Source organism: Dyadobacter arcticus (assembly GCF_011762185.1).
Lineage (GTDB): Bacteria > Bacteroidota > Bacteroidia > Cytophagales > Spirosomataceae > Dyadobacter > Dyadobacter arcticus.
Genome location: NZ_JAASQJ010000001.1, coordinates 830,230 through 854,848 on the forward strand (window position 1 = coordinate 830,230; position 24,619 = coordinate 854,848).

The 24,619-nt window shown below is 39.9% G+C and carries 20 protein-coding genes; 3 read left to right on the forward strand and 17 right to left on the reverse strand.

What is annotated here, in order from left to right; translation table 11 throughout:
* Positions 1-166: 166 nt before the first annotated feature.
* Complete coding sequence (locus FHS68_RS03565; protein ID WP_167267263.1) at positions 167-1,372, reverse strand: hypothetical protein; 1,206 nt, start codon at positions 1,370-1,372, stop codon at positions 167-169.
* 160 nt (positions 1,373-1,532) lie between these two features.
* On the opposite strand from FHS68_RS03565, the gene FHS68_RS03570 reads away from it, so the two are divergent.
* The gene (locus FHS68_RS03570) at positions 1,533-2,666 is read left to right on the forward strand and encodes a glycosyltransferase family 4 protein (protein ID WP_167267264.1); all 1,134 of its coding nucleotides are present in this window, start codon (positions 1,533-1,535) and stop codon (positions 2,664-2,666) included.
* 40 nt (positions 2,667-2,706) lie between these two features.
* The gene (locus tag FHS68_RS03575) at positions 2,707-3,480 is read left to right on the forward strand and encodes an FkbM family methyltransferase (RefSeq protein ID WP_167267266.1); all 774 of its coding nucleotides are present in this window, start codon (positions 2,707-2,709) and stop codon (positions 3,478-3,480) included.
* Positions 3,481-3,504: 24 nt separating this feature from the next.
* On the opposite strand, the gene FHS68_RS03580 is transcribed toward FHS68_RS03575, so the two are convergent.
* The 16 genes from FHS68_RS03580 to aspS all read right to left on the reverse strand — a co-directional run bounded on the left by FHS68_RS03580 (position 3,505) and on the right by aspS (position 23,286).
* Positions 3,505-4,647, reverse strand: coding sequence for a hypothetical protein (locus FHS68_RS03580; protein WP_167267268.1), 1,143 nt, complete (start codon positions 4,645-4,647; stop codon positions 3,505-3,507).
* 14 nt (positions 4,648-4,661) lie between these two features.
* Positions 4,662-5,735: an EpsG family protein gene (locus FHS68_RS03585; RefSeq protein WP_167267270.1), complete on the reverse strand. Its 1,074-nt coding sequence runs from the start codon at positions 5,733-5,735 to the stop codon at positions 4,662-4,664.
* 42 nt (positions 5,736-5,777) lie between these two features.
* On the reverse strand, positions 5,778-6,632 hold the full coding sequence (locus tag FHS68_RS03590) for a glycosyltransferase family 2 protein (protein ID WP_167267271.1): 855 nt from the start codon (positions 6,630-6,632) through the stop codon (positions 5,778-5,780).
* Positions 6,616-7,746: a glycosyltransferase gene (locus FHS68_RS03595; RefSeq protein ID WP_167267273.1), complete on the reverse strand. Its 1,131-nt coding sequence runs from the start codon at positions 7,744-7,746 to the stop codon at positions 6,616-6,618. The genes FHS68_RS03590 and FHS68_RS03595 overlap by 17 nt, the downstream gene beginning before the upstream one ends.
* Complete coding sequence (locus FHS68_RS03600) at positions 7,728-8,624, reverse strand: NAD-dependent epimerase/dehydratase family protein (protein ID WP_167267274.1); 897 nt, start codon at positions 8,622-8,624, stop codon at positions 7,728-7,730. The genes FHS68_RS03595 and FHS68_RS03600 overlap by 19 nt, the downstream gene beginning before the upstream one ends.
* 86 nt (positions 8,625-8,710) lie before the next feature.
* Entirely contained in the window at positions 8,711-9,631 is a 921-nt protein-coding gene (locus tag FHS68_RS03605) for an FkbM family methyltransferase (RefSeq protein ID WP_167267276.1), read from the reverse strand.
* 56 nt (positions 9,632-9,687) lie between these two features.
* The gene (locus tag FHS68_RS03610) at positions 9,688-11,013 is read right to left on the reverse strand and encodes a lipopolysaccharide biosynthesis protein (RefSeq protein WP_167267278.1); all 1,326 of its coding nucleotides are present in this window, start codon (positions 11,011-11,013) and stop codon (positions 9,688-9,690) included.
* The gene (locus tag FHS68_RS03615) at positions 10,989-11,831 is read right to left on the reverse strand and encodes a glycosyltransferase family A protein (protein ID WP_167267279.1); all 843 of its coding nucleotides are present in this window, start codon (positions 11,829-11,831) and stop codon (positions 10,989-10,991) included. Before FHS68_RS03615 ends, FHS68_RS03610 begins: the two co-directional genes overlap by 25 nt.
* A 70-nt stretch (positions 11,832-11,901) precedes the next feature.
* Positions 11,902-13,227, reverse strand: coding sequence for a lipopolysaccharide biosynthesis protein RfbH (gene rfbH, locus FHS68_RS03620; RefSeq protein WP_167267281.1), 1,326 nt, complete (start codon positions 13,225-13,227; stop codon positions 11,902-11,904).
* 98 nt (positions 13,228-13,325) lie between these two features.
* Complete coding sequence (locus FHS68_RS03625; RefSeq protein ID WP_167267282.1) at positions 13,326-15,050, reverse strand: thiamine pyrophosphate-binding protein; 1,725 nt, start codon at positions 15,048-15,050, stop codon at positions 13,326-13,328.
* A 7-nt stretch (positions 15,051-15,057) separates the two neighbouring features.
* The gene (locus FHS68_RS03630; RefSeq protein WP_167267284.1) at positions 15,058-15,972 is read right to left on the reverse strand and encodes an NAD-dependent epimerase/dehydratase family protein; all 915 of its coding nucleotides are present in this window, start codon (positions 15,970-15,972) and stop codon (positions 15,058-15,060) included.
* Complete coding sequence (gene rfbG, locus FHS68_RS03635; RefSeq protein ID WP_167267286.1) at positions 15,959-17,044, reverse strand: CDP-glucose 4,6-dehydratase; 1,086 nt, start codon at positions 17,042-17,044, stop codon at positions 15,959-15,961. Before rfbG ends, FHS68_RS03630 begins: the two co-directional genes overlap by 14 nt.
* 8 nt (positions 17,045-17,052) lie before the next feature.
* A complete protein-coding gene (rfbF, locus tag FHS68_RS03640) occupies positions 17,053-17,823 on the reverse strand; it encodes a glucose-1-phosphate cytidylyltransferase (RefSeq protein ID WP_167267288.1) in 771 nt (256 codons plus the stop codon).
* Positions 17,824-17,907: 84 nt separating this feature from the next.
* Positions 17,908-18,969: a Wzz/FepE/Etk N-terminal domain-containing protein gene (locus FHS68_RS03645; RefSeq protein WP_208408156.1), complete on the reverse strand. Its 1,062-nt coding sequence runs from the start codon at positions 18,967-18,969 to the stop codon at positions 17,908-17,910.
* Positions 18,970-18,974: 5 nt separating this feature from the next.
* Positions 18,975-21,392, reverse strand: a complete 2,418-nt coding sequence (locus tag FHS68_RS03650; RefSeq protein WP_167267291.1) for a polysaccharide biosynthesis/export family protein — start codon at positions 21,390-21,392, stop codon at positions 18,975-18,977.
* Positions 21,393-21,528: 136 nt separating this feature from the next.
* Positions 21,529-23,286 carry an aspartate--tRNA ligase gene (aspS, locus tag FHS68_RS03655; protein ID WP_167267293.1) on the reverse strand — a complete coding sequence of 586 codons (1,758 nt, stop codon included), beginning with the start codon at positions 23,284-23,286 and terminating at the stop codon, positions 21,529-21,531.
* A 92-nt stretch (positions 23,287-23,378) separates the two neighbouring features.
* On the opposite strand from aspS, the gene FHS68_RS03660 reads away from it, so the two are divergent.
* Positions 23,379-24,296: a YjiK family protein gene (locus FHS68_RS03660; RefSeq protein WP_167267295.1), complete on the forward strand. Its 918-nt coding sequence runs from the start codon at positions 23,379-23,381 to the stop codon at positions 24,294-24,296.
* Positions 24,297-24,619: the final 323 nt, after the last annotated feature.

The following is a 24,619-nucleotide window of genomic DNA, read 5'->3' on the forward strand; positions in this document are numbered from 1 at the left end:
CAAAACAAATTTTACAATTTCAAAATTAGTTCTACAAATAGTTAATATTATCGAAAAGTATTGTGCTGCGCACTCGTTTGGATGATATTTATTAGAAATTTAAATTGCCATTATAGCAACAGTACTGGATAAAGCCGCAGAGGATAATCCAATTCTATGAAAACGCCTAGTTAATGGACACTTTATTACTCTTATTCGCCTGATCGATCAGCGTTTTCACCTTCTCATCAATCCCTTTGTTTTTCAGATTGAACGCTTTACCCTGATGTACCAGTTTGAGATTGGTTAATGTGTATTTCACACCACCTTTGCGCGTTTCGCCTGTGCCATGAAAGAAATAATAGTTTGGTTTAGCGGTATTTTTGATGATGGTAGGATTGATTATTTTGAATGTACCGGAGATATCTTTGGTATCATAAGCACTCATATCACCGCTGGCCACATCAAACGATGCACCATAAGCATTCGGATCATCGGTATAATCCCTCCAATTATTGACTAGTATATCAATTTTATTCACTCCGCAGGTATTATTGGTGAAAATGGCGTAGAAGTTGGTTGTTGCCAGTATCGGTCCAAGATTGTTGCGCGTTTCAAGATTGTTGAATTTGCAGTTTACATATTTGCTTGTGCAGTCATTCGGCTCAAACGACAATGCAGTCTGTGGTTTCACAACCTGAGCTTTGTCCGTTTCCCCAGTACCTTCTATATATATGTTGTTAAATTTGCCATTTATAATACCCGTGACAAGCATTCCGACCCTGGTAGCATCAATAATCCTAAGTTTGTTGATAGTGATATTCTGACTCTGTTTCTTCCACTGCACCCGAACAGTAACACCGTCGCCGGAATTTTTCACAACCGAAGCGTTAGAAATAAGCACATTTTCTGCTCCGTACATGGCAATACCCGCTCCGTACATAGAAGTCTTATAGTCTGGATTTGCCTTACTTCCAACCAGACTAATGCCATCGATAAAAACGTCTTTTACATCCCAGGCGATAAACACCATGTAGCCATTTGTTTTCATCGACTCCGGACAAATCAATGAACTTCCTTTCGGGAAATAAAGCCTGTTACCTGAGTTGACAAGTATGTGGCTTGGATATTTGAAAGATTCGTCGATGCCAATCGAAATTGGATATGCTGGAAATTTGACGTATTTATGCTCTTTAAGAAATTTGTTAATGTAGGGTGAATAGTTGAAATCCTTGATCATCTTTCCTGCGTTCACGCTTTTCAAAAAAGGTTCGATCGAGACGCCGTATTTAATTGTACTATCCCGAAGCATCTTCTCACGATTTTGCGCCTGTAGTTCCTGCATAAAGCAGACGGCCAGTACAATTTGAATGCTCAGAAAAATTGATTTCATAACAAAGTAGTCAGTATAGTTTTATGGACTTTATTTGAATTGTTGGGCGCGAATCAATATCATAGCCAATATCTTGCCAGTTTCTTTCCGATGGATCATTGGTTTAAGCTGATTTTCGGAAAGGTGTTAGATTTGCAAAATACAAGCTTTTATTAAACGAATGAACATTTCCTATGTGACGACGTATAATGCCCTCGATATTCATAACTGGTCCGGGTTGGGCTATATGATCGCGAAGGCGCTCGAACAACAAGATAATCGGCTAAACTATATTGGGGAATTGCAGTCGTCCCCGTCTGCCAGTATGTACCTCAAAAAGTTGTATTTCAAGTTGCTAAGAAAAGACTTTGATTTTGGTCGCGAGGTACATACTGCCCGGCAATATGCCAGACAAATAGAAGCGATTTTGCAGCCGAATACGGACGTCGTTTTCAGTCCCAGTTCCATTCCCATCTCGATGCTTGAAACCAAAAAGCCGAAAGCATTTTACACGGATGGAACCTTCGCAGGGATGACCGGCTTCTATAAAAATTTATCGAATCTTTCTCCTGCAACAATTAAAAGCGGAAACATTATAGACCAGAACGCACTGGATTCATGCCAGTTGGCGATTTATTCCTCAGACTGGGCAGCCGGTACGGCAATCCAGCATTACGGCGCTGATCCCGCAAAAGTAAAAGTTGTACCATTTGGCTCCAATATGGACTCGGGAAAAAAGCTGAGCGAAATCAAGCTAATGGTTTCTGAAAGGAGTAAAACGGAATGCCATTTGCTTTTCCTGGCAGTGGACTGGGAGCGAAAAGGTGGTGATATTGCGCTGGCGATTGTCAAGAAGCTAAACCAGATTGGGGTTAAAACAACACTGCATATTGTGGGCATCAAAGAGCTACCTATCGTAACGGTACCATCATATGTGAAGAACTATGGTTTTATAAGCAAGGCTGATCCAAAAGGCGCCGAACTCATAACCAAATTGCTGTCAGAGTGTCATTTTCTAATCCTCCCTACCCGCGCGGATTGCACGCCAGTTGTTTTTTCCGAAGCCAATTCATTTGGGTTGCCGTGTATCACAACCAATGTTGGCGGTATTCCGACCATTATTAAAGATGATTTGAACGGAAAATCTTTTGGGCTGGATTCGCACACAAATTCTTATGCAGAATACATCGCATCTGCATTCACGGATTGGAAGTCGTATAGTGATCTTGCTGAATCTTCTTTTTATGAATACGAAAGTAGGTTGAACTGGAAGGTAGCAGGTAAAACAATTACAAAATTGCTTTCAGAGCTTTAAGAATCAATGCTAAATTTTCAACTTTATTAAACTATACATCATGCTTAAGTCATTACAGAAATTACTTCCTTATCTAATTAACCTTGGCATTTTTGGAGGAATACAATATCTTATTGGAAGAAAGCTAAAAACGAATAAGATTATTTCCCTTCCACATTTGAAAGAACCGGTGCACCTGCGGCCGGGCACTTCTGATGAAGATGTTTTTGGTCAAATTTTTATGAAGCACGAATATAATATCAAGCTTGATTTTGAACCGCAGACGATCGTTGATGGGGGTGCAAATATTGGTTTGTGCAGTGTCTACTTCAAAAACAAATATCCATCCGCCAGGATCATAGCTATTGAACCGGATGATGAGAATTTCGAAATGCTAAGGAAGAACACTGCCGGTTACCGCGACATTCACCTAAAAAAAGCAGGGTTATGGTGCAAAAATCTGCGAACTCGAACCGTGGATAAATATGGTTTGGGTAAATGGGGAATGGTAACGGAAGAAGTGACGGATTTGGAGGATGGACATGACCTGCCATTTAATACAATTACCATCAATGATCTCGTTCAGGAGTTTAATCTCGAATTTATTGATGTTTTGAAAATGGATATCGAAACAGCTGAAAAACAGGTGTTTAGTGAAAATTTTGAGAATTGGCTCCCCAAAACGAAGGTGATTATTATAGAACTGCATGACTGGATGCAGGAAGGCTGCTCTAAGCCATTTTTTTTGGCAATCAATCAAACGTTTACTAATTACAGTTTTGGTCAGATGGGTGAAAATACCGTTATTATAAACCGAGATCTCGTGCACAAGTAACGTTCGTGAAGGCTTCCCATAATGCTAGGCAATGGTTTTCAACTGTGCCGAAAGATTCGCGAAATTCATGTGCTCGTATTTTACTCTTCGGATGTTTGCTACGTAAATGGGATAGTCTGTGTTGGATTGCAGATTTTTTGTTGCCAATTGAAGAATGTATTCATTAAGATCCTGAGGATTGTCGAATGCTACGCCAATAGGCCCGGCAATTTTTGCGTAATAGTCGAAATAGTCGTTTTTGACAAATAAAAGCGGGATTTCAGCATTAATAGCATCCCAAAAAGCGCCACTGGGGCAAAGCGAATAATGCACGTTGTTATAATAAAAAACCGCGAAGTCTGACTCACATAAAAGCGTGTCAAACTCATCTCTGCTGAGAGATTCATGATTTGCCTTGTAATGTACAAAGTCGTTCAGATAGGGTTCCATATTCTTGTATACCTTTCCGCAGACGTTGAATTTTACATTTCCCGCGAAACCAAGTTGATGCGCCCGACCAGCAACTTCAAATAGATACTGCGAATCTTTAGCCAGTGTAGCTACCCCAAGTGATGAAAAAACTACTTTTCCTTCACTCGGTCTTTTTAGAGGCTTTTCCTCAAAAGGGTAGGGGTGATCAAGTATAAAAGCTTTCTGCCTTTTGAATGACGGAACTGTTTTTACCAGGTTTTCAAATATGCTTTGACCAAGGATGATGTACTGAACAACAGGTTTTTGAAGTGCAAATGCTTTTGTTAAAAAATATCCCCAAATCTTATTAACAAAATGCTTGTTGAACCGAACTGATTCTAATTCACCATGTATGACGATCCGCACATTGGCGTGATGTTTTGTAAAAAGCTTAAACAGAAGATGACCAAAAGGATGTAATAATAAAACATATACCGTTTTTGCACCGATTTGATCCGCATTCCGAACAATATTAGATAAGTCCCTGTACTGACAAAATCCTCTTATAAACTCCTGGAAACCTCCCCGGTTCTTATAAATGTCAACATCTTTAAACGTTACATTTTCGAGGCGGCCGGCCAAGATGGAACTGTGAGAAGCATCGCTGAAATATACCAATTCCATTCCGGGGTTATTCAATTCCACCAATTTAGTAAACGAGATATTGAATTGCTCGTGCTGAGAACCGACTGATGCAATGTCTGCAATATAAATCATAAGTATCCAGCCAATTATTCGGTAAGTATTGTTCTGTACGGTATATAAACACCGCCATCAGATCTCATGGAAGTCGAAAATTTCACAATTGAAAAAGCGAAAACAACGGAAATAATGAGGATCTTATATTTCCGTTTTGCCTGGTAATAGGCGAGTGGAATGAGTAGAATCTGGAAAATATCATATGGCCTGGCGAGCCTACCGAAAATTAGATTGACAGGGGAGAATATCGCGTAAAGGATAATGCCAAATACATAGAGATTGAATATTCCATTGTAAAAATCATCCTTTTCAGTTCCGTATGTCACGAATAATATGCCAATAATGAAGAATAGTAGTCTGCCGGCAAGACCCTTCGCAAGCGTTATGTAGGGGTTGGTAACGGTTTCTTGCCCCATTTCTAAATATATTTCAGTCTTGTTTTCGGATATAAGGGAGCCAAATATTTCCATTATTCTTTCGGACATGAGTACGCATATGATCACCACCAAAATAATTATGATGGATTTCAGCACACTCCATTTAAAAGTGTACAAATAATAGGCAGGAAAGAAAATAAGTGATGATTTATGAATCAATGCAGCTAGAAACATCACAATTGCAAATTTGACAAAAGATCTATCAGCGATGAATGTAACGGAGAAAAGGGTCAGGGCAATAGCGAGGTCCTGTCTTACACCAAATCCACTGCCCACCATACTGTAAGATATCAGCAGAAATAATGAAAATAATGGGTAGGTGCTGTGCTCGAACAACGTATAATAAGTGAGCGAAACAATAAACGCAGCGCAAAAGAATAAAAATGGAGTAGGGTCGCTACTGATGATCGCCTTAAATGTTCGTACAATGAATTCATAACCGATCTCCATTCCAGACCCTCCCCAAGGGCGATTCTCAATAGACCTGAAATAGCTAAGATAATTTCCCCAGTCCGTTCCTGTTTCCCAGCGCATTCCCGCAATGAAAATAATAGCAAATCCCAGGCACGCCATGAGAAATAGCGTAACAATTTTCCTTCTGCCTGAGAGGAATAAGTCAAAATTTGCAAAAGAGAAGAATGCCAGGTATATGAAAACGTATATCGCCATTCAAATTTTTTTTAGCATTGTAAATCCCATTGAGAAGGATCGTCAATTATGTTTTCCAAGGATTTTTTTCAACTTGTCCTTTCCATCGATGCCAATTGAACGGATGATGAAATTTGTCACTATTAATTTAGCTGCTGAAATGATCCAGGGATATGAAGGTACCAGCTTATAAATACCATTCTTTACCTGCACTCGCCTTGTCTCCCTCAATAACAAAAGTTTTCCCGCATTGTTACTGATGCCCACAGCCCTCATTTTGGCTATCAAAACCGGTATGAAGGTGGCATCGTTATTTTTCAAATGCCGCAGAAGAAGATCGTAGTCTCCGGCTATTTTAAATGAGTTGTCAAATAATCCCTGATCGAATAACCTCTTTGAATGGAATGTTCCCTGATGTGGAAAACACATCGCGACATTCCGAAATCTATATTTAAGCTTATCCCATTCATCACCGGATGTCTTATCTTCTCCGGCAGAAAATGAGATCTGCACCTGTCCGTAAGCAATGAGATTCGTGCATTTATTCAGAAACGGAACAGCTTGCTCGATGACATGATCATTTAATAGGTAATCATCCGAATTGATAAAAAGTATCCATTCCCCTGTCGAAAACCTAACCCCTTTGTTCATCGCGTCATATATTCCTTTATCAGGTTCTGAAATCCAATGTGTAATGCAATCCTCAAATTCTTTGATAATTTCAACGGTTCCGTCTGAGGATTTCCCATCAATAACGATGTATTCGATATTCTCATAAGTTTGAGAAATAATACTCTTAATAGCGCTTTCAATATATTGCTCCCCGTTCCTGACAACGGTTATAATGGATATTTTAGGGGGCAAAGTCATAAGATTACTGGCTGGGAACCGGCTACCGGTTTCAATGTTGTAGAACATTTAATACGGTATAAGCAAATTCACGTATGTTTCGGGAATAATCGGTTCTCTCTATCTGCGGTTTCGACAGAACATTTTCTTTGATCAATGCGGCTAGCTGCGCAGGCGAAGTAGGGTCAAAAAAATGGCAATTTTTGTTGATTTGTTCACGATGAACCGGAATGTCGCTCAGCAGTATGTATTGATTCATTGCTTTTGTATCCTCTACAACGGTACTCCAGCCTTCGAACAGTGAAGGTTGGACAATCGCCTCGGCATTCGCCATAAGACATAATTGTTCCGCTCTGTCAATAAAGCCCAGAAATTTGATCCATTTCTCAATTTGATTTTTTGCGATAAAATCTTTCAATTTTTCAAAGTATTCCGCATTCCGGTAGTCGGTTTGGCTCCCAGTAAATACGATACTGAAGTCAAGATTGTCCTGTTTGAGCAAAGCAATAGCCTCAAAAATAACGGTATGGTTCTTATGAACCCAAAACTGATTTGGGGACATAAAATATCTTCCTTCAATGTCATATTTACCACAAATGTCCTTGATATTCAAGTAGCTGAAATCGGGTAGTATGCTTGCAAATTTTAGCAATCTAAGTTCGCATTTGTGATCCGGGAAGAACTTTTTAAAATCGTTCATTGCATCATTACTACTGAAAACGACGACACCACCGCCGTCCGCTATCTCGCGCTGGCCCATTTTGCGCTTTCGGATAAGGTCTTCGGAGAACATTTGCGGCAGGTACCACTCCTGGAAATCCGGGATCCAGTTGATAGGCTTTTTTCCCAGAAAGAAATGTTTATTATAAGGGTATACAATCTCTGGAAGCAGCGAAAAGAATGCAGATTTCCTTGTAAGGATTCGTTTAAATTTCAAATAAGCCTTAACAATCGCTTTGTCACTGTTGATCTGATGATATTTTATATATGGATAGTTGAGATCAATGACATCATCCAGAGGCGATTCGGCTCCATAAAAAATCAAAAGTTCAGGTTTTTCATTATCATTTAACAAGTCGAGCGCCCGGATTAAATTCAGCATATAAATAATTCCCCCAGCCCAATACTTGTAGGAAGAGACGAATAGCAAACCGATTTGTTTTCTCACAACTGGCTGATCCATAGATAATATTTTAACAATCCATCATATAAATCGACTGATTGGACGTAACCCATTCCTTTAAGTTTTGAAATATCCGCTCGCCAGTTTAAAGGATCGCCTTTTTTTACCATACCATTGAAGTGCACTTTTTTCGTTCCCTGAAAAAAAGAATAGAAGATTTCAACCGCAGAGCCTATTGTTGTCTCCTCGCCGTTCGCGACATTAATAACTTCACCTTTAAATTCAGCTTTCTGCTGACAACAAAGGATCGCTTTTGACACGTCATCTGCATGGATGAAATCCCTGGTCTCTTGCCCAGTTCCAAAAAGCTCGATATCATGTCCTTTCTTTGCTTTTTGAAATAAGTCCCAGAATAGTTGCTTCTTCAAACCGTTTCCGTACGCCGAGAAAATTCTGAGCGAACAGGTAGGAATATCGTAAAATCTAGAATATGTCTGGCAAACTTGCTCTGCCTGCATCTTGTGAATTCCATATGGGGATATGGGGTTCAAAGGCAAATTTTCGTGTATTGGTATTTCTGCGGGATTACCATACACCGCAGCGCTTGATAAGTTTATGAATTTACAGCCGGGCTGATTCGTTCTGATCGAATCGAGCATTTTGACTACATTATAGGTGTTCAGTGTAAAATCGCGGAATGGATTCTTGATGGAGTCCGGCACACTCGCTGCTCCGGAACAATTTATGCAAACGTCAAAAGCAGTATTTTGAAAAATAGTATGATAATCCGAGTTAGTCGAGTCAATCAGAAAATAATTATCTTTTTCATAGTCTACCATTACATCGCACTCGAAAACCGTAGAATCAGGGATCAATTTGAAAAAGCTGGCCACGTGGCTTCCAATAAACCCTTTCGAACCAATTACAAGTATTTTCATGTGTTTTAAACGACGGGCATTAAATTCTGCGGAGAAATTTTAGTAACGAACTCGTCCCAACTCGGGGAAAGTGCCTCTAAACATTGTCATATATCTTCTAATGAATTAGTTCGGGTATTGTGGATTTTTTTTCCGCGAAGTTGGTTTAGGCGTTCAGAGCCGGTGACAAATGTCAAAGTGCCATTTTCGTCTCTCGCTTCTCTAAATTTGGATTCAATGTAACCGTCCTGGGGAGAGACTACTCTAAGACCTTTTATCCAATCTTTCCTTACAAAATAGGCGTTATTTCCATTTGAATTGCATCCAATGAAATGATAACCTTTTTCCTCAGCTAAGTCGCAGATTGATAATAGCGATGTGCCGTAATAAAGGTTTGAGTAGTGTTCCTCAGTTCTTACAAATGATGGATTATATGGAATAGTCCAAGGCTGTTCGAAACCGAAGATACTATTATATTCGACTATCACAATTATCGGGTTTGCGACGGTTACGGACTTCCAAATCCAATAATCATTGCCATCTATATCAATATGCAGAATGCCAATTTCTCCGGAGAATCCATTATCTTTTAATAGTGAATCAATATTCTCGGCTGTTACGAAAACATCAACGGCAGTAATGTCAAATTTCCAATACAAATCACTGGTACGGAGTGATGTCATATTTTTATTCGATCCATCCATTATTAAGCCGCGCCAGTTTTGAGAGATTAATAAGAACTTTGTATTGCATTCAGTATAGTTCTCAACCCCAAACTCCACAAATCTTTTATCTTTAATTTCTAAATAACTTACTAGAAAGCTTATTATTCCATCATCACCCCACTGCGAAAATATTTTGAACTCACTTTTCGTGATATCATCAAGTATTAGTGGCGTACTATTCCCTAAATTGAGTTTATTCAAAATTAATCCTTGTGAAACCTTAATGTTTTCCAAATCGGAACTTAAAGACGACTTATAGCCTGAAAAAAGAGATTCTAATTTTCTTTTTATTAAGTTTATCATAGCATTATGTGTATAAGACCTTTTTATTTATTGTGAAGCATCTACAATTTATAGTTTCAACCTCCTGAGGAAAATTCCGAATGAATGTCATACTGAGCGTTATATCTTATTAAACGTAATGCAAATACGTGACATATTATTAATGCCGGCAAAGCCAATATCCCGGAAACTAATGGGACGGTGCCAATTCCCGTATTATGCTTAAAGCCTAATTGTATTAATGGATAAATCAGAATAATACTAACGATTGCCAAAATTACCTGAGGCATAACCTTCTCAAATGCATTTAGGAAGACTGCTCCGGAATATGCGAGAGACTGAACTGAAACCAAAAAAGAAAACGGTAAACAATCCTTTTTGTTGATGAGAATTTTGTTATTTGTCCAGAAAGAGATAAAAAATGGAGCTATGAACATGATTGCAAAAGATCCCAGGGACACAATTAGGGATATAGCTAGTAGTCTTTTGTAAGTTGTTCGAAGCTTCGCAAAATCCCCCGAGGTTTTTTGAAAAACAATTTCTGACCAAAAGACGGAAATAATCATGTTAAAGAATGTCATGTATAAAGTATATACTTTATTTATCGTATCGTAGTAAGCCGTGTCACTGGGTGTTAGATTGGAGTATACGTAGTAATTACCCATAGAGAACATTAGTAACGAGCTAATTTGCAGGACAAAAAATTTTATCCCGGTTACTAGTGTCTTATCAATGACGGGTGGTGTGAATAAACTTTTAAAATTTGGTACCGTAATGTCAGACTTTGTAATAGCAAGGTAAACAGCAATCCCATTCACTATTGAGTTAATAAGACTGTAACCAATGGCAATATTGATTAAGTTACTGCTTCCTTCAAAATGAATTATAATTGCAATAAAACAAAACCATAGTAACGCCCTTAAAAGGCCAATTAACGCAGTGTAATGAACAAGTCTAAGTCCTTGCAGTATCTGATTGCTTATGCTAAATGGAAAATATATAATATAGGGCAGGTATATGATGAGTGACAGGGACTTGTGCTTACTTAGAATGGGATTGTTAGCTAATACGTAAAGAAAAAATAGAGTAACAAGAAATGTAATAATTAAATAATATTGAAAGGTATTTTTAAAATGTCTATTCAATTTGACTAAATCCTTATCAGCTAAATATTCTGTTACTTTGTTTCGAAACCCGTAGCCTATTCCGAAGTCAGACATCAGAATCCAGCTTACCAGGGAAACCAAAGTAACCCACAAGCCATATTTTTCTCTGCTAAGGTATTGAATAAGCAGAGGTACGACAATAAAGCTTACTGCAGAAGTGGTTATTTGACTTACAAATGAAATTGACAACGATTTACTTGCCCTACCTAAATTTATAATGCGGTTTTCAACAGACATGTCATTATTCTTAATTGGGTTTTAACAGTAGCGTAAACCGGATATTTGAATTGTAGAAGATATTTGAGTGAAACAAAAATACCTTTATTTTGTTTTTTTAATGAACTCAAACCTCCAATAAGATTTAGCCCAATCACTTCGTTTGTATTTTTCCTGATATCCTGATTACTATAATTTGTCTTTCTCAGCTCTGCCGCAACCTTTGATTGCCAGTAAAATACTTCTTCCATCCACTCCTTTGTTGCGATAGTTTGTTCAGTTGCGCTTTTTTTCCAAACTCTGTAACCAACGGTTGTTTCAGGTACAAATACTGATTTGCAATTAAGCAGAGCAAGTTGAATAAAGTCACTATCGGAAGCGGTGACCTTAAATGTTTCGTCAAACTTGCCTATTCTATTATATAGGTCTTTCTTGAAAACTACTCCAATGATCCTTGCATTTACACCATACTTGAATATGTCGTAACCTTTTGGTGCGTCCAGGACTTTCAGTGTATCAACTTTCCATGAATTAATTTCCTTGCCTTCTTCGTCGATGTTCTTATGCCCAAATATGATCATTTCGGCATCAGGATATTTATCTTCATAAACATGAAATTCCCTGAAGGCATTTTCGAAAAAGATATCGTCATCACATGCTACACAAATCCACTCAGTGTCTAAATTACTCGCGGCATTATTCCAGTTTTCGAGTGGAGCAATAACATGATTTGTACCAATGAATTTGCGATTTTTGAATTCCTCTTTAAATTCTGCAGAACAGCTATTTCCATTATCGCTGATCACCACATCAATATTGTCTGGAATGGTTTTGAGCAAAATCCGAAGATAATTTTCTCGTTTGTAGGTAGGTATTGCAACTCCAATCTTAGATTTTCCGCACATTGAATTACAAATTTATGCTTATGTATTTTGTAAGCATTTCTTGAATATATGAGTAATGCGTCTCGTTTAATCCAGGCCAGACGCCAAGCCAGAAAGAATCGTTCATTATAATGTCGGTATTGGTCAAGTCACCTATGATTCTGTGATCTATTCCTTTGTAGGCTGGCTGGCGTAACAGGTTGCCAGCAAAGAGTAGCCTAGTCCCGATTTTATTCTCTTCCAGGTATTGTGTTAGATCACTTCGGTTAATTTTGCTGGAATCCCTAATGGTAATCATGAACCCAAACCAACTCGGTTCACTATTAGGCGTTGCTTCATGCAGAATAAAATGATCCTCAAAGGGTTTAAGGGCTGCATATAGTAATTTATGGTTCTCGCGTCGTTTAGCCACGAAATGATCTGCTTTTTGCAATTGGCTTAGGCCTACTGCGGCTTGCATATCCGTGACCTTCAAATTGAAACCGATGTGCGAATAGGTGTATTTATGATCATAGCCAAACGGAAGGTCTCCCAGTTGCCATTCAAAACGTTTGCGGCAGGTATTGTCTTTGCCTGTTTCGCAATAACAATCCCTTCCCCAGTCCCGAAAGCTTTCAACGATCATTTTCAGTTTGGGATTATTAATCAGAATTGCTCCTCCTTCACCCATTGTAATGTGATGTGCGGGGTAAAATGATACCGTTGCGAGGTCGCCGAAAGTACCAGTTTTACGTCCCCTATACGTGGCGCCCAACGAATCACAATCATCTTCAATAACCCATAAGTTGTATTTTTTAGCCACTTCCATCACCGTGTCCAGATCAAAAGGGTTACCCAAACTATGGGCAATCATGATGGCTTTTGTTTTTGGAGTGATTGCCTGCTCTATCAACGAGGATTTGATATTATAAGTAGGAATGTCAACGTCGATAAATACAGGTATTGCTCCGTATTGTATGAGGGGATTGACGGTAGTTGGAAATCCCGCAGCCACTGTTATCACTTCGTCACCTGGCTTAATTTGGCGATCGCCAAGCTTCGGAGAGGTAAGCGCATAAAATGCACAAAGATTAGCGGAAGAACCTGAATTAACTAAAACAGAAAACTTTGACCCAAAATATTTTGCAAACTGGAATTCAAATTTTTTCCCAAACCGGCCGGTTGTGAGCCATCCGTCCATCATCGAATCGATTCCGAGGAGAAGATCCTGCTCATTTACAACTTTCCCAGTAACAGGTATATAGTCGGTACCTGCAATGATTTCTCTTGTGGTGTTTTTCTTTAAAATAGGCAGTAATTGCTCTATAAGACTACTATCAATGTTATTAAAATGGTGTGGTGTTTGTTCCATTGGTTTCACTTAATGAAGAAAGCCCTACGGGTCAATCTTGCCGTTCTTAATATGTGTTTAATCTTATTAGGAGATTCATTTAATGCTCAGGAACGCGATCAAGTGCTTTCCATGGCGATTGGTTTTGCAAATGGCTCCATCTCTGTCAATGGCTTGCCGAAGGCAATCTTCGGATAAGCATTAGCGTAAGAGTCCACAATAACCTGTAGAAGTTTAGGCTTCAAATCATCGTCGTCATGCAGAAACCATTCTACTGCTGATTCAATTTCCTCGTCTTCTTTTATTGTTTGAGCTTGGATGCCATAAGCATTGGCAACTTTGGCAAAATCGGGAGCTGAATAGCCCCAAAAAGTAGACTGATAACGCGAATCGAAGTAACTATCCTGAAACTGACGGATCATACCAAGATTATTGTTGTTGATCACGATCATTTTGATAGGAAGATTGTTCCTGAAAATGGTTTGAAGTTCCTGGATATTTAGCTGAAACCCTCCATCCCCGGCAATTACAACTACTGGTCTTCTGGAGGCCAGGCAAGCGCCTATCGCTGCAGGCAATGCAAAACCCATTGCGCCCATTCCGCCAGAAGTTAAAAATCTTTGTCCATCTACCAGCTCCAAAGATTGTGCAGCCCACATCTGGTGATTGCCTACGTCTGCAATCCAGGCAGATACATTACCTGCATTTTGTGAGACTTTATGCATAAATACATTAGGGTTGATTCCCATAATGTCTGGCAATTCATTCACGTCCGGCCACGCTTCTTTCAAATCCCTGATTTTGTCTTTCCACTCAGAGCAATCAATTTTCGCATTATTTGCGTTAATATAGGCTAATATACCTGTGAAAAAAGCGATCAGATCTTCGTGAACAATATGGCAGTTTTTTATCCGATTATTAAGCTCACCGATTTCACAATCGACATGTATCATTTTTTTTGTGCTGAAAAAACCGGTATCGGCGCCAGTCTGGCGAATATCCAAGCGACTACCTAAAACAAGGATGAGATCGGCTTCACCAATAGCCAAATTTGCCCATCTATTACCATAAGCACCTAAAAAACCGACATTGTGTTCGTTTGTTCGGGGTAATACATCAATCCCAAGTAATGATGTAATGACAGGCAACCCAGTAGTATCAACAAACTCCTGGAACAAGGACCACGAGCCCGAAGATCTGATTCCGCCACCCGCCAGAATTACCGGGTTGGTTGATGCTTTTATCTGATCCCATACTCGTTTGTAGGCACTCTCTTCGGAGGTAATATTCTTCTCTTTATCCAAATATTCTATACCACCAACCTCTATATCGGCTCGTTGTATATTCATTGGGATATCAATCAAAACAGGTCCGGGGCGACCATTCAGGGACAATAGAAAAGCACTTTTAAAAACTTGTTCTATTTCCGAAGCATCTTTTACACGATAGACCGCTTTTGTGATGGGTTCGGCCATCGTTGCAATATCAGTTTCCTGAAATCCAAGCTGTCTAATCTTTAAATCACCTTTTTGTTCATGAAGATTTACCTGGCCAGTTATAAAAATGGCAGGAGATGAATCAAAATAGCAACTTCCTATCCCGGTAAGCAAATTGGTTGCACCTGGCCCGGATGTTGCAAGTGCCACACCTGGTCGACCTGTCACCCGGCCAAAAGCATCCGCAGCGAAAGAGGCAGCCTGCTCATGATGCATGCTCACAATTTTGATGTCATCGTAACTTGCAATGGAATCGAGTATGTGGGTTATCATGCCTCCGGCCATTTCAAAAACGACATTGATACCTTGCTTGTGAATAAATGCCGCAATAAAGTCAGATACTTTCATTCTCAATTCAATTTTCGCCTCTGTAATAATCAATTGTCTCTATTAATGATGCACGCATATCATACCCGGTAAATGCTCCGAAAACATGGTTATATAAATCGCTGTTTCCTTCTATGTGCATGGACTGATTTTGTCGATAGGGAAGTGCCCCAAAAGATAAAACTGACTTTGACCCTATAATGTCATTTATCTCAGTAATTAAAGATCTCAGCGATCTAGATTGGTTTGAAGATAAATTATAAACCCCTGAATGATTGTCATTACTGTTGATAACCGTCAGCACCATTTTGGCTAAGTCCTTCACATAAAGATAATCATATTGTTGCTCACATCGGGTGAGGTTGCAAGGCAAGTCGTTCAGCAGATGATCAATGATCATCGGGACAAACCATTTTTTGTCCTCTTTCGGTCCAAAAACCGAATAAATCCTAAGCCAGTACCACTGTATATCATTCTGCTCACAAAATATTTCTACCGTTTTCTGAGCCGCCAGTTTGGCTACCGCATATGCATTCTTGGGTATCGGATGGATAGTCTCGTCAACCCTGCCCTCTATGTTGCCGTACTCGGCTTGCGATCCAAATGCTACGAATTTTTTGACAGATATCAATTTTCCAATTCTCGTCAGGTCGATAATTAGCTGAAGGTTTGAAAACTGCAAGTGCCAATTTTCTCTATCCGAAGCGCTAATCCCAGACCAGGCCAAATGAATGATTATATCTGGTTTAAAAGTCAGTAAGTTTTCTTCTAGGGTTTCTTCGGTAATCCATGTAATCTGATCAGCAAATTCTTCACATCTCCACAAGTCTGATGTATGTCTCTTCAAACCCATTAGCTGAAATCCCTGTCCGATAAAAAATTCGGCAAGGTGCGATCCTATAAACCCGGATGCGCCTGTCAGGAATATCTTATGATTTGGCATTTATAAATTCAGATATCTGGTATTGTGTAAAGGAACTAATGGATTCTCCGTTTTCAAATATTTTGTACCACTCCAGTGTTTTCTCGATAGCGCCACGAGCATTGTATTTAGGCTTCCATTTCAAGATGTTCATCGCTTTGTTGATGTCTAACTTAAGAAGTCCCGCTTCGTGCAATTCTTCTTTTTTCACAGGGGTTTCATAATTACCATTCCCCCAAATACTCAGTGAAATTTTGACTAAACTTTCAACGGTAAGGTTGTCTTCTGCTAATGGACCGAAATTCCAACTATCCGAATATAAGATGGGATTTTCTGTCATTTTTGTTCCCAAATGTAAATAGCCCCCAAGTGGTTCTAAAACATGTTGCCATGGACGTATAGAATAAGGGTTGCGGACAACAATTTTATCATTTTTCAGAAGAGCCCTGACAATATCTGGGATGATACGATCCTGCGCCCAATCACCACCACCAATGACATTTCCAGCTCTTGCACTGGCAATTGCCTTGCGATGAATAGAATAATTTGCGCTGTTAAAAAATGAGTTTCGATAAGAGCTGATGATTATTTCTGCGCAGGCTTTGCTGGCACTGTATGGATCGTAACCGCCCAAACGATCAATTTCTCTATAAGGGTAGTGCCATTCTTTATTTTCGTAAACCTTATCAGTTGTAATGAGAATAACGTTGCAAGGCTGTTTTAACAGACGAACGGCGTCCATTAAATGTGCGGTTCCTATCGCATTGACAGAAAATGTTTCGGAAGGTACTTCGTAAGATAATCTTACCAGTGGCTGCGCAGCCAAATGGAATATGTAGTCCGGCTCGAAAGACAATATTTCACTTAAGAAATGCTCCCGGTCAAGAATGTTGCCTATAACCGATACACACATATTATCTCCTTCGATTGCATTGAACAAATCGAAATCATTTAAGGGTGCAAGCGAGTAGCCTTTAATATCTGCACCAAGAAGATAAAGCCAATTCAGAAGCCAGGAACCTTTAAAGCCGGTATGCCCAGTCAAAAAAACGCGTTTGCCTTTATAGTAATGTGTTAAGTGCTGATAGTCCATGTCAATATTTACCAGGTTTTCCAAGGAGCTTTTCCCGAATCCCATAAACTTTCCAATTCGTGTTTATCACGTAACGTGTCCATAGGTTTCCAAAAACCGCCGTGTTTGTAAGCGACCATCTGGCTTTGGTGCGCAATATTTTCAAGAGGTTCTTTCTCAAAAATAGTGTGATCGTCTGCAATATAATCAAGGACAGCGGGTTCGCAGACAAAAAAGCCACCATTGATCCAAGAACCATCACCTTTTGGTTTTTCAAGGAAGGAAATAACCTCTTGATTTTCTGAAATGTCCAAAGCGCCAAACCTCCCTGAGGGCTGTACGGCTGTTACAGTGAGCAGTTTCTGATGAGCCTTATGATACTGTACCAATTCTTTGACATCAATATCTGCGACGCCATCCCCATAAGTCAACAAAAATGGTTCGTTCTTTAGATATTCCTTTACTTTCCTAACCCTACCTCCCGTCATTGTGTCAACCCCAGTATCTACCAATGTTACTTTCCAGGGTTCGGCTTGCGAATTGTGTATTTCCACTCTGTTTTCCTGCATATGGAATGTGACATCCGACTGATGCAGGAAATAATTAGCGAAATATTCCTTTATGAAGTAGCCCTTATAGCCCAGGCAAATTACAAATTCGTTGAAACCGTGGGAGGAATATATTTTCATGATGTGCCATAAAATCGGTTTACCACCGATTTCAACCATTGGTTTCGGCTTTGTAATCGTTTCTTCGGAAATGCGGGTGCCAAAACCTCCTGCTAGCAATACGACTTTCATAGAAAAAAAAATTTATAGTGCGATATGAATAGTTGAAAAGAAACGAAAAGTAGCATGTTCTCTTCATTTGATTTGAAAATCATATCAAAGAGAACGATCTTGAAGAAGCCTCAAATGATACTTTTCTTTAAAAAAAACTATAAATAGTAGGGTAATAAATCCACCTGCCACTCCAAAAACCATTCCGATAATCAATCTCTTGGGACTACTTTTTCCAATAGGAACCTTCGCAGGCTCCAGTACCTTAAATACTGGTTTTTCTTCCTTTACCCTTATTTTCGCCTGCTCAAGCCTCGAAACCAAATCCGCATAGATGGATTGTGCCAAGGTATAGTCGGATTGCAACCTTTGCTCTTCAATACGAGCCACATTTAAAAAAGAGTTCCTATTTCTATCCCGATAACTTTGAAGAGCATATTCCGCTTTTTGCTGGCGACTTTTAGCTTCTGTTACCCGTTCCTGAAGAAAAGATACCTGCTCACCTGTTTTAGATGTACGATACTCCTCTACATAACTGATTAGATATTTCATACTTGCTTCAACAAGAATTGCTGAAACTACTGGATCAGCCGTTTCGCAGCCGAGGGTTATTATACCATTTTTGCTGTCAACGGTTGCTTGAACCAAACCTGCTGCACCTCTCACTAACCCTGTTTCACCCGGTGTCAACATCAAAACTCCTTTAGGCGCAATTGGAGTCACTTGCTTCTCTTGGTTTCCTTTATTTGAAAATGAGAACAGGTTTCCAAGCAGACTCGGCTTGTTAGTCGTTATTAGGAATTCTTTTAAGGTTTTATAATTATGCCCAAGCTGATCCATAACCGGTTGATCAAGCAAATGTTGTCCAAAAGGTGTACTGTTGAGGATATTTGGATATAGCTCTGGAACCAGCTTTTCTGCACCATTTTTGTCGGCGCCCAAAGCCATGCTAAATATGGAACTACCCTTCGACATGCTATATTCCGGCAGAAGAATTGTCTGAGATGTATATTTTCTAGGCAACAGAAAACTGTAGCATACACCTATAATTGCGAAGAAAACAGGTGCTAGGATTAGAATCTTTATGTAGTTTTTTAGAAAGTCTATCAAATCACCAAGACTCACTTCCAGCGTTTGATTTTTGCGTAATGTTTGCTTTTCAAGCATATGCATTAAAATATCCTGATAAGTGTTATTGCAAGTGTAGAAAATAATGAGAGCAGCGCAAGCCTTTCTCCGCGCGAAAGGGGGTCTTGTGTTCTCGTCCTTTTGATTGGAATTGTGACCGTTGATCCGGGTTCTACCTTAGGAAAAGATCTAAAGAAAATGAAACTCTTGGTTCTGTGCGTGCGGCCGTTAGGATGGGTTACATAAGCTCTTTTTTTCCAACCTTGTTCCGTATAGCCCCCTGCTTGGGAGATATAATCCTCGTAGGCAAAAGAGCGGTCAAAATTAACAACTGATGGATTATAGACACCTCCTTGAATCCTGACCGTTTCAGATTTTTTTGGTATTACTAATGTGTCGCCATGAATGAGCAAAAGATTAGCAGGCAACGATGGCTTATCAGCGATGGATGCTATATCCACGGCAACTAATTCTTGATTCCGATATAATTGTGCTCCGGCTAAATAAGCTTCCGGTTTAACACCCCCCGCCTTTGGGAAAATATCTGAAATACGTTCAAAATTATTGATAATTGTGTAAGTCCCTGGATAGGTAACTTCTCCAATAATGGTAACTGTCTTTTGTTCTTCATATCGCGGGGATTTGCGAACAATAACAATATCTTGGGGTTGCAACTTGAATTTTTGGTCTTCTGGGTTCAGAACAAGATTTTCGCTTACGTTCATGGTGAAAATCCTTACATTTTGTGAGGCTGGCAAATCGAGGGTATCATTTTTTATGCGCCTTGATACCTCGATGCGATATGGTATACCGCCTTCCATGTACCCGCCTGCCTGAAAGATCAAGTCTGCAATGGTAATGTCCTTATAATAATAGTAGTTTCCAGGATTAAGAATTGACCCTGCAATCGAAAGAAATGTAAACTCTTTGAGGTCTTCAACGGATTTAATAGTAAGAATATCTCCCGCTAGCAGTTGAATATCTTCGACTTCACGATTAACCAATTTCCTGAGATCGAACGCAATTAACCCGGTTTGAGTGTCGCCGCTAGCTCTTTCAAGAATCGCGCGGTTTAAAAAAGCTCTTGGGCTTAGGCCTTGAGCGTTCTGAATAAGCTCCAACACAGTATTGCATTTCTCTTCTAATGCGTATGGCCCAGGCACAGTCACTGCCCCCCTAATTTCGATTTGATTACTAATAACATCCAGTATTCTTTTTACATTAAAAATATCCCCATTTTTTGGCACAAATGACTCGATTTGTAGGGAATCAAAGCTTCCAATAATATAATTGCTGCCTGTATTACGCTGGTAAGTAATGGACTTTGTGTAAGCTTCGGGCGTGAAGCCTCCAGCGTAACGAATAAGTGTTAAAATATTTTCTCCCGCCTTTGACTCGAAAATTCCGGACCTTTTTACTTGACCATTTAGCTCAATCCTGTTCTCAAATGGTCGAATTAAAATGATATCCTGATCCTGGAGAGAAATATTATCACGCAAATCTGCATCAACCAAAAAGCGGTAAAGGTCAATTTTCTTGATGATTTTATTATTCCTAATTATTTCGATGTTCCGGTATGAACCATTCCTACTCGGCCCTCCAGACAGTGATAATGCATTAAAGGCAGTAGCAAGGGAAGAAACCGTGTAGGTTCCAGGTCTCGCGGCTTCTCCGGTAATCATGATTCTGATACTACGAACATTTCCAAGGGTTATGGATGAATAGGTGCCAGAACCAGGCTTGTTTAATGTCGAGTACGCTTGTCTTAACCTATTTACAATTCGCTCGGAAGCCTGCTCGATTGTTAGGCCGTTGATATAGACAGGAGCGAGGTTTAGCATTTTAACAGTGCCCTCGGGACTAATCTTCATTCTGAAATTATCGACAGCATTACCATAGATATCTACAACAATTTCATCTTCGGGCCCGAGGATGTAATTCCTTGGCGTTGCAATCCTAAGATTTGGTTCAAATGTGTTGGAAGAACTTGAGAAAAACGCCGCGCCAAAAGTTCGGTTTAATCTACGATTTTGTGCTCTTCTGGAGTTTGTCGAATCTCTTTCATTGTTAGTCTCGTCTTCCAATTCGTCCAAATCATCCTGATCTCTGGTTTCGTCTAATTGATCCCGGTTTGGATCATTCATTTTCTTTTCATCTGGTTTTTGCTGGAGCCTTCTACGCATGGCCGAAATTTGATCCAATGTGTAGCCTCGTTGCAGTGCAGCCCTTTCTATATCCAAATCCGACATACCGGAGGACTTGGCCTGGTTATAAAAGTCAACAGCTTGCTGATTATTGATCTGAGAAGGATCCGTTTGGGGAGTCAGGATGCGGAGGACAGGATTTTCAGTCGGTGATTGCTGTTGATCCGTATTTTGAGCAAAAACTTGAAGGTTTACTAAAATCAGGAAAAGTGAGAAAATACTTTTTAAGTATTTTTTTGACTGAGATTGATAATGCATGCAGTGTATTTATTACAGTCAGCGTCGTCTGTCGAACGATCCTGGGTGAAATTAGAAAACCCTAAGTTCCGGCAAAACTACAAAATCTTATTATAATTAATTTCTATAAGAAAACATTGTAGCGGCTAAATCGGAATTATACTACGTTAATGGCCAGTTCTTTCAATTGAGCATCGGATATCACAGACGGTGAGTCTATCATTACATCGCGGCCTGAGTTGTTTTTAGGAAATGCGATGAAATCGCGAATCGAATCAGCACCTCCGAAAATTGAACAAAGCCTATCAAAACCGAATGCAATCCCTGCGTGAGGTGGCGCTCCAAATTCAAATGCGTTCATTAAAAAGCCGAACTGTTCCTGTGCCTCTTCCTGCGAAAATCCAAGAATTTCAAACATTTTTTGCTGTAATCCGCGTTCGAAAATTCTGACAGATCCTCCGCCAACTTCAACGCCGTTGATAACCATATCGTATGCATTGGCACGAACCATTCCCAAACTATGGTCAAGTAGTTCAATATCTTCAATTTTTGGGCTGGTGAAAGGATGGTGCATCGCGAACCATCGGTTTTCCGTTTCACCAAATTCTAAAAGTGGAAAGTCAAGCACCCAAAGAGCCCTGTATTCTTCTGGATTACGCAGCCCCAGCCTTGTACCCATTTCCAAACGAAGTTCGTTTAATTGCTTGCGGGCTTTGTCCGCCTGACCGGATAGAATTAGTATTAAATCTCCAGGTTTAGCGTTCAGCGCAACTACCCATTTTTTAATATCTTCGTCTGAATAAAATTTGTCAACGGACGATTTGATTGAACCATCGGTATTGTATCTGACATATACTAAGCCCTTGGCACCGATTTGAGGCCTTTTTAGCCAGTCCGTCAATTCATCAATTTGCTTACGGGTATAACTTGCACAATCTGTTGCGCAAATCCCAATCACCAGTTCTGCGTCATCAAAGACTCCGAAGCCTTTTCCAGAAGTCAAATCCTGATCTCCGCCCTTTAATTCAGTGAACTTCATTTCAAACCGAATATCAGGTTTATCAGAACCATATTGTCGCATCGCATCAGCATATGTCATTCTGGGTACTTCCGGCAACTCAATGTTTTTCACCTTGCTAAACAAGTTTCGAATCATGCCTTCAAAAGTACTCAGCACATCTTCCTGTGTAACGAAAGACATTTCGCAGTCAATCTGTGTAAATTCTGGCTGACGATCTGCACGCAAATCTTCATCACGGAAGCACTTTACAATCTGATAATAGCGGTCAAACCCAGCTACCATCAGCAGCTGCTTAAAGGTCTGAGGCGACTGAGGCAATGCATAAAATTGACCCGGGTTCATTCTGCTTGGAACAACGAAATCGCGGGCTCCCTCTGGGGTAGACTTTATTAAAACAGGTGTTTCGACTTCGATGAAATCAAGGTCATCAAGATATGCACGTGTGTACCGCGCAACTTGATGGCGCAATTGAAGATTTTTGCGGACGATATTTCTTCTCAAATCAAGGTATCGGTATTTCATCCTAATGTCATCACCGCCATCCGTTTCATCCTCTATTAAAAAAGGTGGCAACTTGGCGGGATTGAGCACATTAAGCTCACTAACACGAATTTCAATCGCTCCTGTGGAAATTTTGTCGTTTTTTGATAGTCGCTCTATCACTTCACCTTTGGCAGAGACAACGAATTCCCGACCCAAGGAACGGGCCGTTTCCAATACCTGTGCCGGGGTTTTACCTTCTTCAAAAAGAAGCTGGGTTATTCCATAACGATCCCTTAAGTCAAGCCAGATCATTCCTCCTTTATCGCGAACCCGCTGAACCCATCCGCACAATACAACGCTCTGATTGACATCTTCTAAGCTTAACTCTCCACAGGTATGTGTACGTAACATATAACGATTTTAATGCTGATCTAAAGAATATAGCTGCTAATAAATGGCGCAAAAGTACGTATTTTTAGCAATTCTAACATGCAACCATTTTCATGAATATCGATAAGCACTTAAAAAGACAATCCACAGTTATCTCCGCATTAAGTATATTTTGTATTGCGTTTTCCTGTAAACATGATCCAAAACCACCGATTACTCCCGATGCTTCTTTCGAGACGGTAGCCGAAAAAGTTGCAATAACTCCAGGTGTTATAGATGAGGCTTCTGGTTTGGCTTCGAGTAGAAATATCACTGGATTTCTCTGGACCACCCAGGACTCCGGAGCCCCAAATTCAATTTCTCTAATTAGCACAGATGGAAAATCAGTAAAGCCATTTGTGATTCCAGGGTCAGTCAATAGGGATTGGGAAGAAATCACCGCTGGTCCCGGCCCAAATGTTGGCACCAACTACTTATATATTGGAGATATTGGAAATAATAATGCACCAATTGCTTCTACCAACACCATTTATCGTATTCCGGAAATCCAGAATTCTAATGCCTCTTTCAGTCAAAGTGATGTCGAAAAAATTACATTCAGCTATCCTGACGGCGCTAAAAATTCAGAGGCGCTGATCATTGACCCGGATACCAAAGACATTTTTGTTCTTTCAAAGGAAACGCTGACCACTGGAATCTACCGCTTGCCCTACCCTCAGTCTACCGGTGATGTCATTGAGGCACAAAAAGTAGGGACTGTTCCGTCCGTGGTAATCGCGACTGGCTCGACCATTTCCAAGGATGGCAGCGAGATCTTAATCCGAACTTATCTGGGAGTCCACTACTGGAAAAGAACAAAAGGTGAGACTGTTGGGCAAACTCTCATCAAGGCTGCCACTAAGACGCTTATAGTCGAACTTGAACCTCAGGGCGAAGCCATATGCTTCAATTCTAATGAAACCGGTTTTTACACATTAAGCGAAAAATCGAATTCTACCGGCGTCACGCTGAATTTCTATAAAAGAAAATAGGGTCAAATTGCGCTGAAAATCAACTGGTTATTCTGTCGTTTCAGATCAGGTCTCATGATGACCGGATAGTCTGGAAAATCCATTTGAATAGGCCGCTAAATTGCAGTCAAAAGCAGGTGCTTCATCCATAGACCCCCTTACACAAGAGAATCGACACTGATTCCTGCAATTGAGCGGCAACCTTTCCGAAAAACTTTCAAATCTCACATTTATTCTCAATTTATTTCTACATGCAGGATACAGCAGGACGGTGTGAATAGCTAAGTTTTCTAATCTTGTAGCCATTCCAGAGTAGTAACCGCGTCTTTAAATCCTTTCTGGGA

Excerpts from the sequence above, each read along its gene's own strand:
- FHS68_RS03565 (WP_167267263.1), bottom strand. The coding sequence starts at position 1,372 with ATGAAATCAATTTTTCTGAGCATTCAAATTGTACTGGCCGTCTGCTTT.
- FHS68_RS03570 (WP_167267264.1), top strand. The coding sequence starts at position 1,533 with ATGAACATTTCCTATGTGACGACGTATAATGCCCTCGATATTCATAAC.
- FHS68_RS03575 (WP_167267266.1), top strand. The coding sequence starts at position 2,707 with ATGCTTAAGTCATTACAGAAATTACTTCCTTATCTAATTAACCTTGGC.
- FHS68_RS03580 (WP_167267268.1), bottom strand. The coding sequence starts at position 4,647 with ATGATTTATATTGCAGACATTGCATCAGTCGGTTCTCAGCACGAGCAA.
- FHS68_RS03585 (WP_167267270.1), bottom strand. The coding sequence starts at position 5,735 with ATGGCGATATACGTTTTCATATACCTGGCATTCTTCTCTTTTGCAAAT.
- FHS68_RS03590 (WP_167267271.1), bottom strand. The coding sequence starts at position 6,632 with ATGTTCTACAACATTGAAACCGGTAGCCGGTTCCCAGCCAGTAATCTT.
- FHS68_RS03595 (WP_167267273.1), bottom strand. The coding sequence starts at position 7,746 with ATGGATCAGCCAGTTGTGAGAAAACAAATCGGTTTGCTATTCGTCTCT.
- FHS68_RS03600 (WP_167267274.1), bottom strand. The coding sequence starts at position 8,624 with ATGAAAATACTTGTAATTGGTTCGAAAGGGTTTATTGGAAGCCACGTG.
- FHS68_RS03605 (WP_167267276.1), bottom strand. The coding sequence starts at position 9,631 with ATGATAAACTTAATAAAAAGAAAATTAGAATCTCTTTTTTCAGGCTAT.
- FHS68_RS03610 (WP_167267278.1), bottom strand. The coding sequence starts at position 11,013 with ATGTCTGTTGAAAACCGCATTATAAATTTAGGTAGGGCAAGTAAATCG.
- rfbH (WP_167267281.1), bottom strand. The coding sequence starts at position 13,227 with ATGGAACAAACACCACACCATTTTAATAACATTGATAGTAGTCTTATA.
- FHS68_RS03625 (WP_167267282.1), bottom strand. The coding sequence starts at position 15,050 with ATGAAAGTATCTGACTTTATTGCGGCATTTATTCACAAGCAAGGTATC.
- FHS68_RS03630 (WP_167267284.1), bottom strand. The coding sequence starts at position 15,972 with ATGCCAAATCATAAGATATTCCTGACAGGCGCATCCGGGTTTATAGGA.
- rfbG (WP_167267286.1), bottom strand. The coding sequence starts at position 17,044 with ATGGACTATCAGCACTTAACACATTACTATAAAGGCAAACGCGTTTTT.
- rfbF (WP_167267288.1), bottom strand. The coding sequence starts at position 17,823 with ATGAAAGTCGTATTGCTAGCAGGAGGTTTTGGCACCCGCATTTCCGAA.
- FHS68_RS03645 (WP_208408156.1), bottom strand. The coding sequence starts at position 18,969 with ATGCTTGAAAAGCAAACATTACGCAAAAATCAAACGCTGGAAGTGAGT.
- FHS68_RS03650 (WP_167267291.1), bottom strand. The coding sequence starts at position 21,392 with ATGCATTATCAATCTCAGTCAAAAAAATACTTAAAAAGTATTTTCTCA.
- aspS (WP_167267293.1), bottom strand. The coding sequence starts at position 23,286 with ATGTTACGTACACATACCTGTGGAGAGTTAAGCTTAGAAGATGTCAAT.
- FHS68_RS03660 (WP_167267295.1), top strand. The coding sequence starts at position 23,379 with ATGAATATCGATAAGCACTTAAAAAGACAATCCACAGTTATCTCCGCA.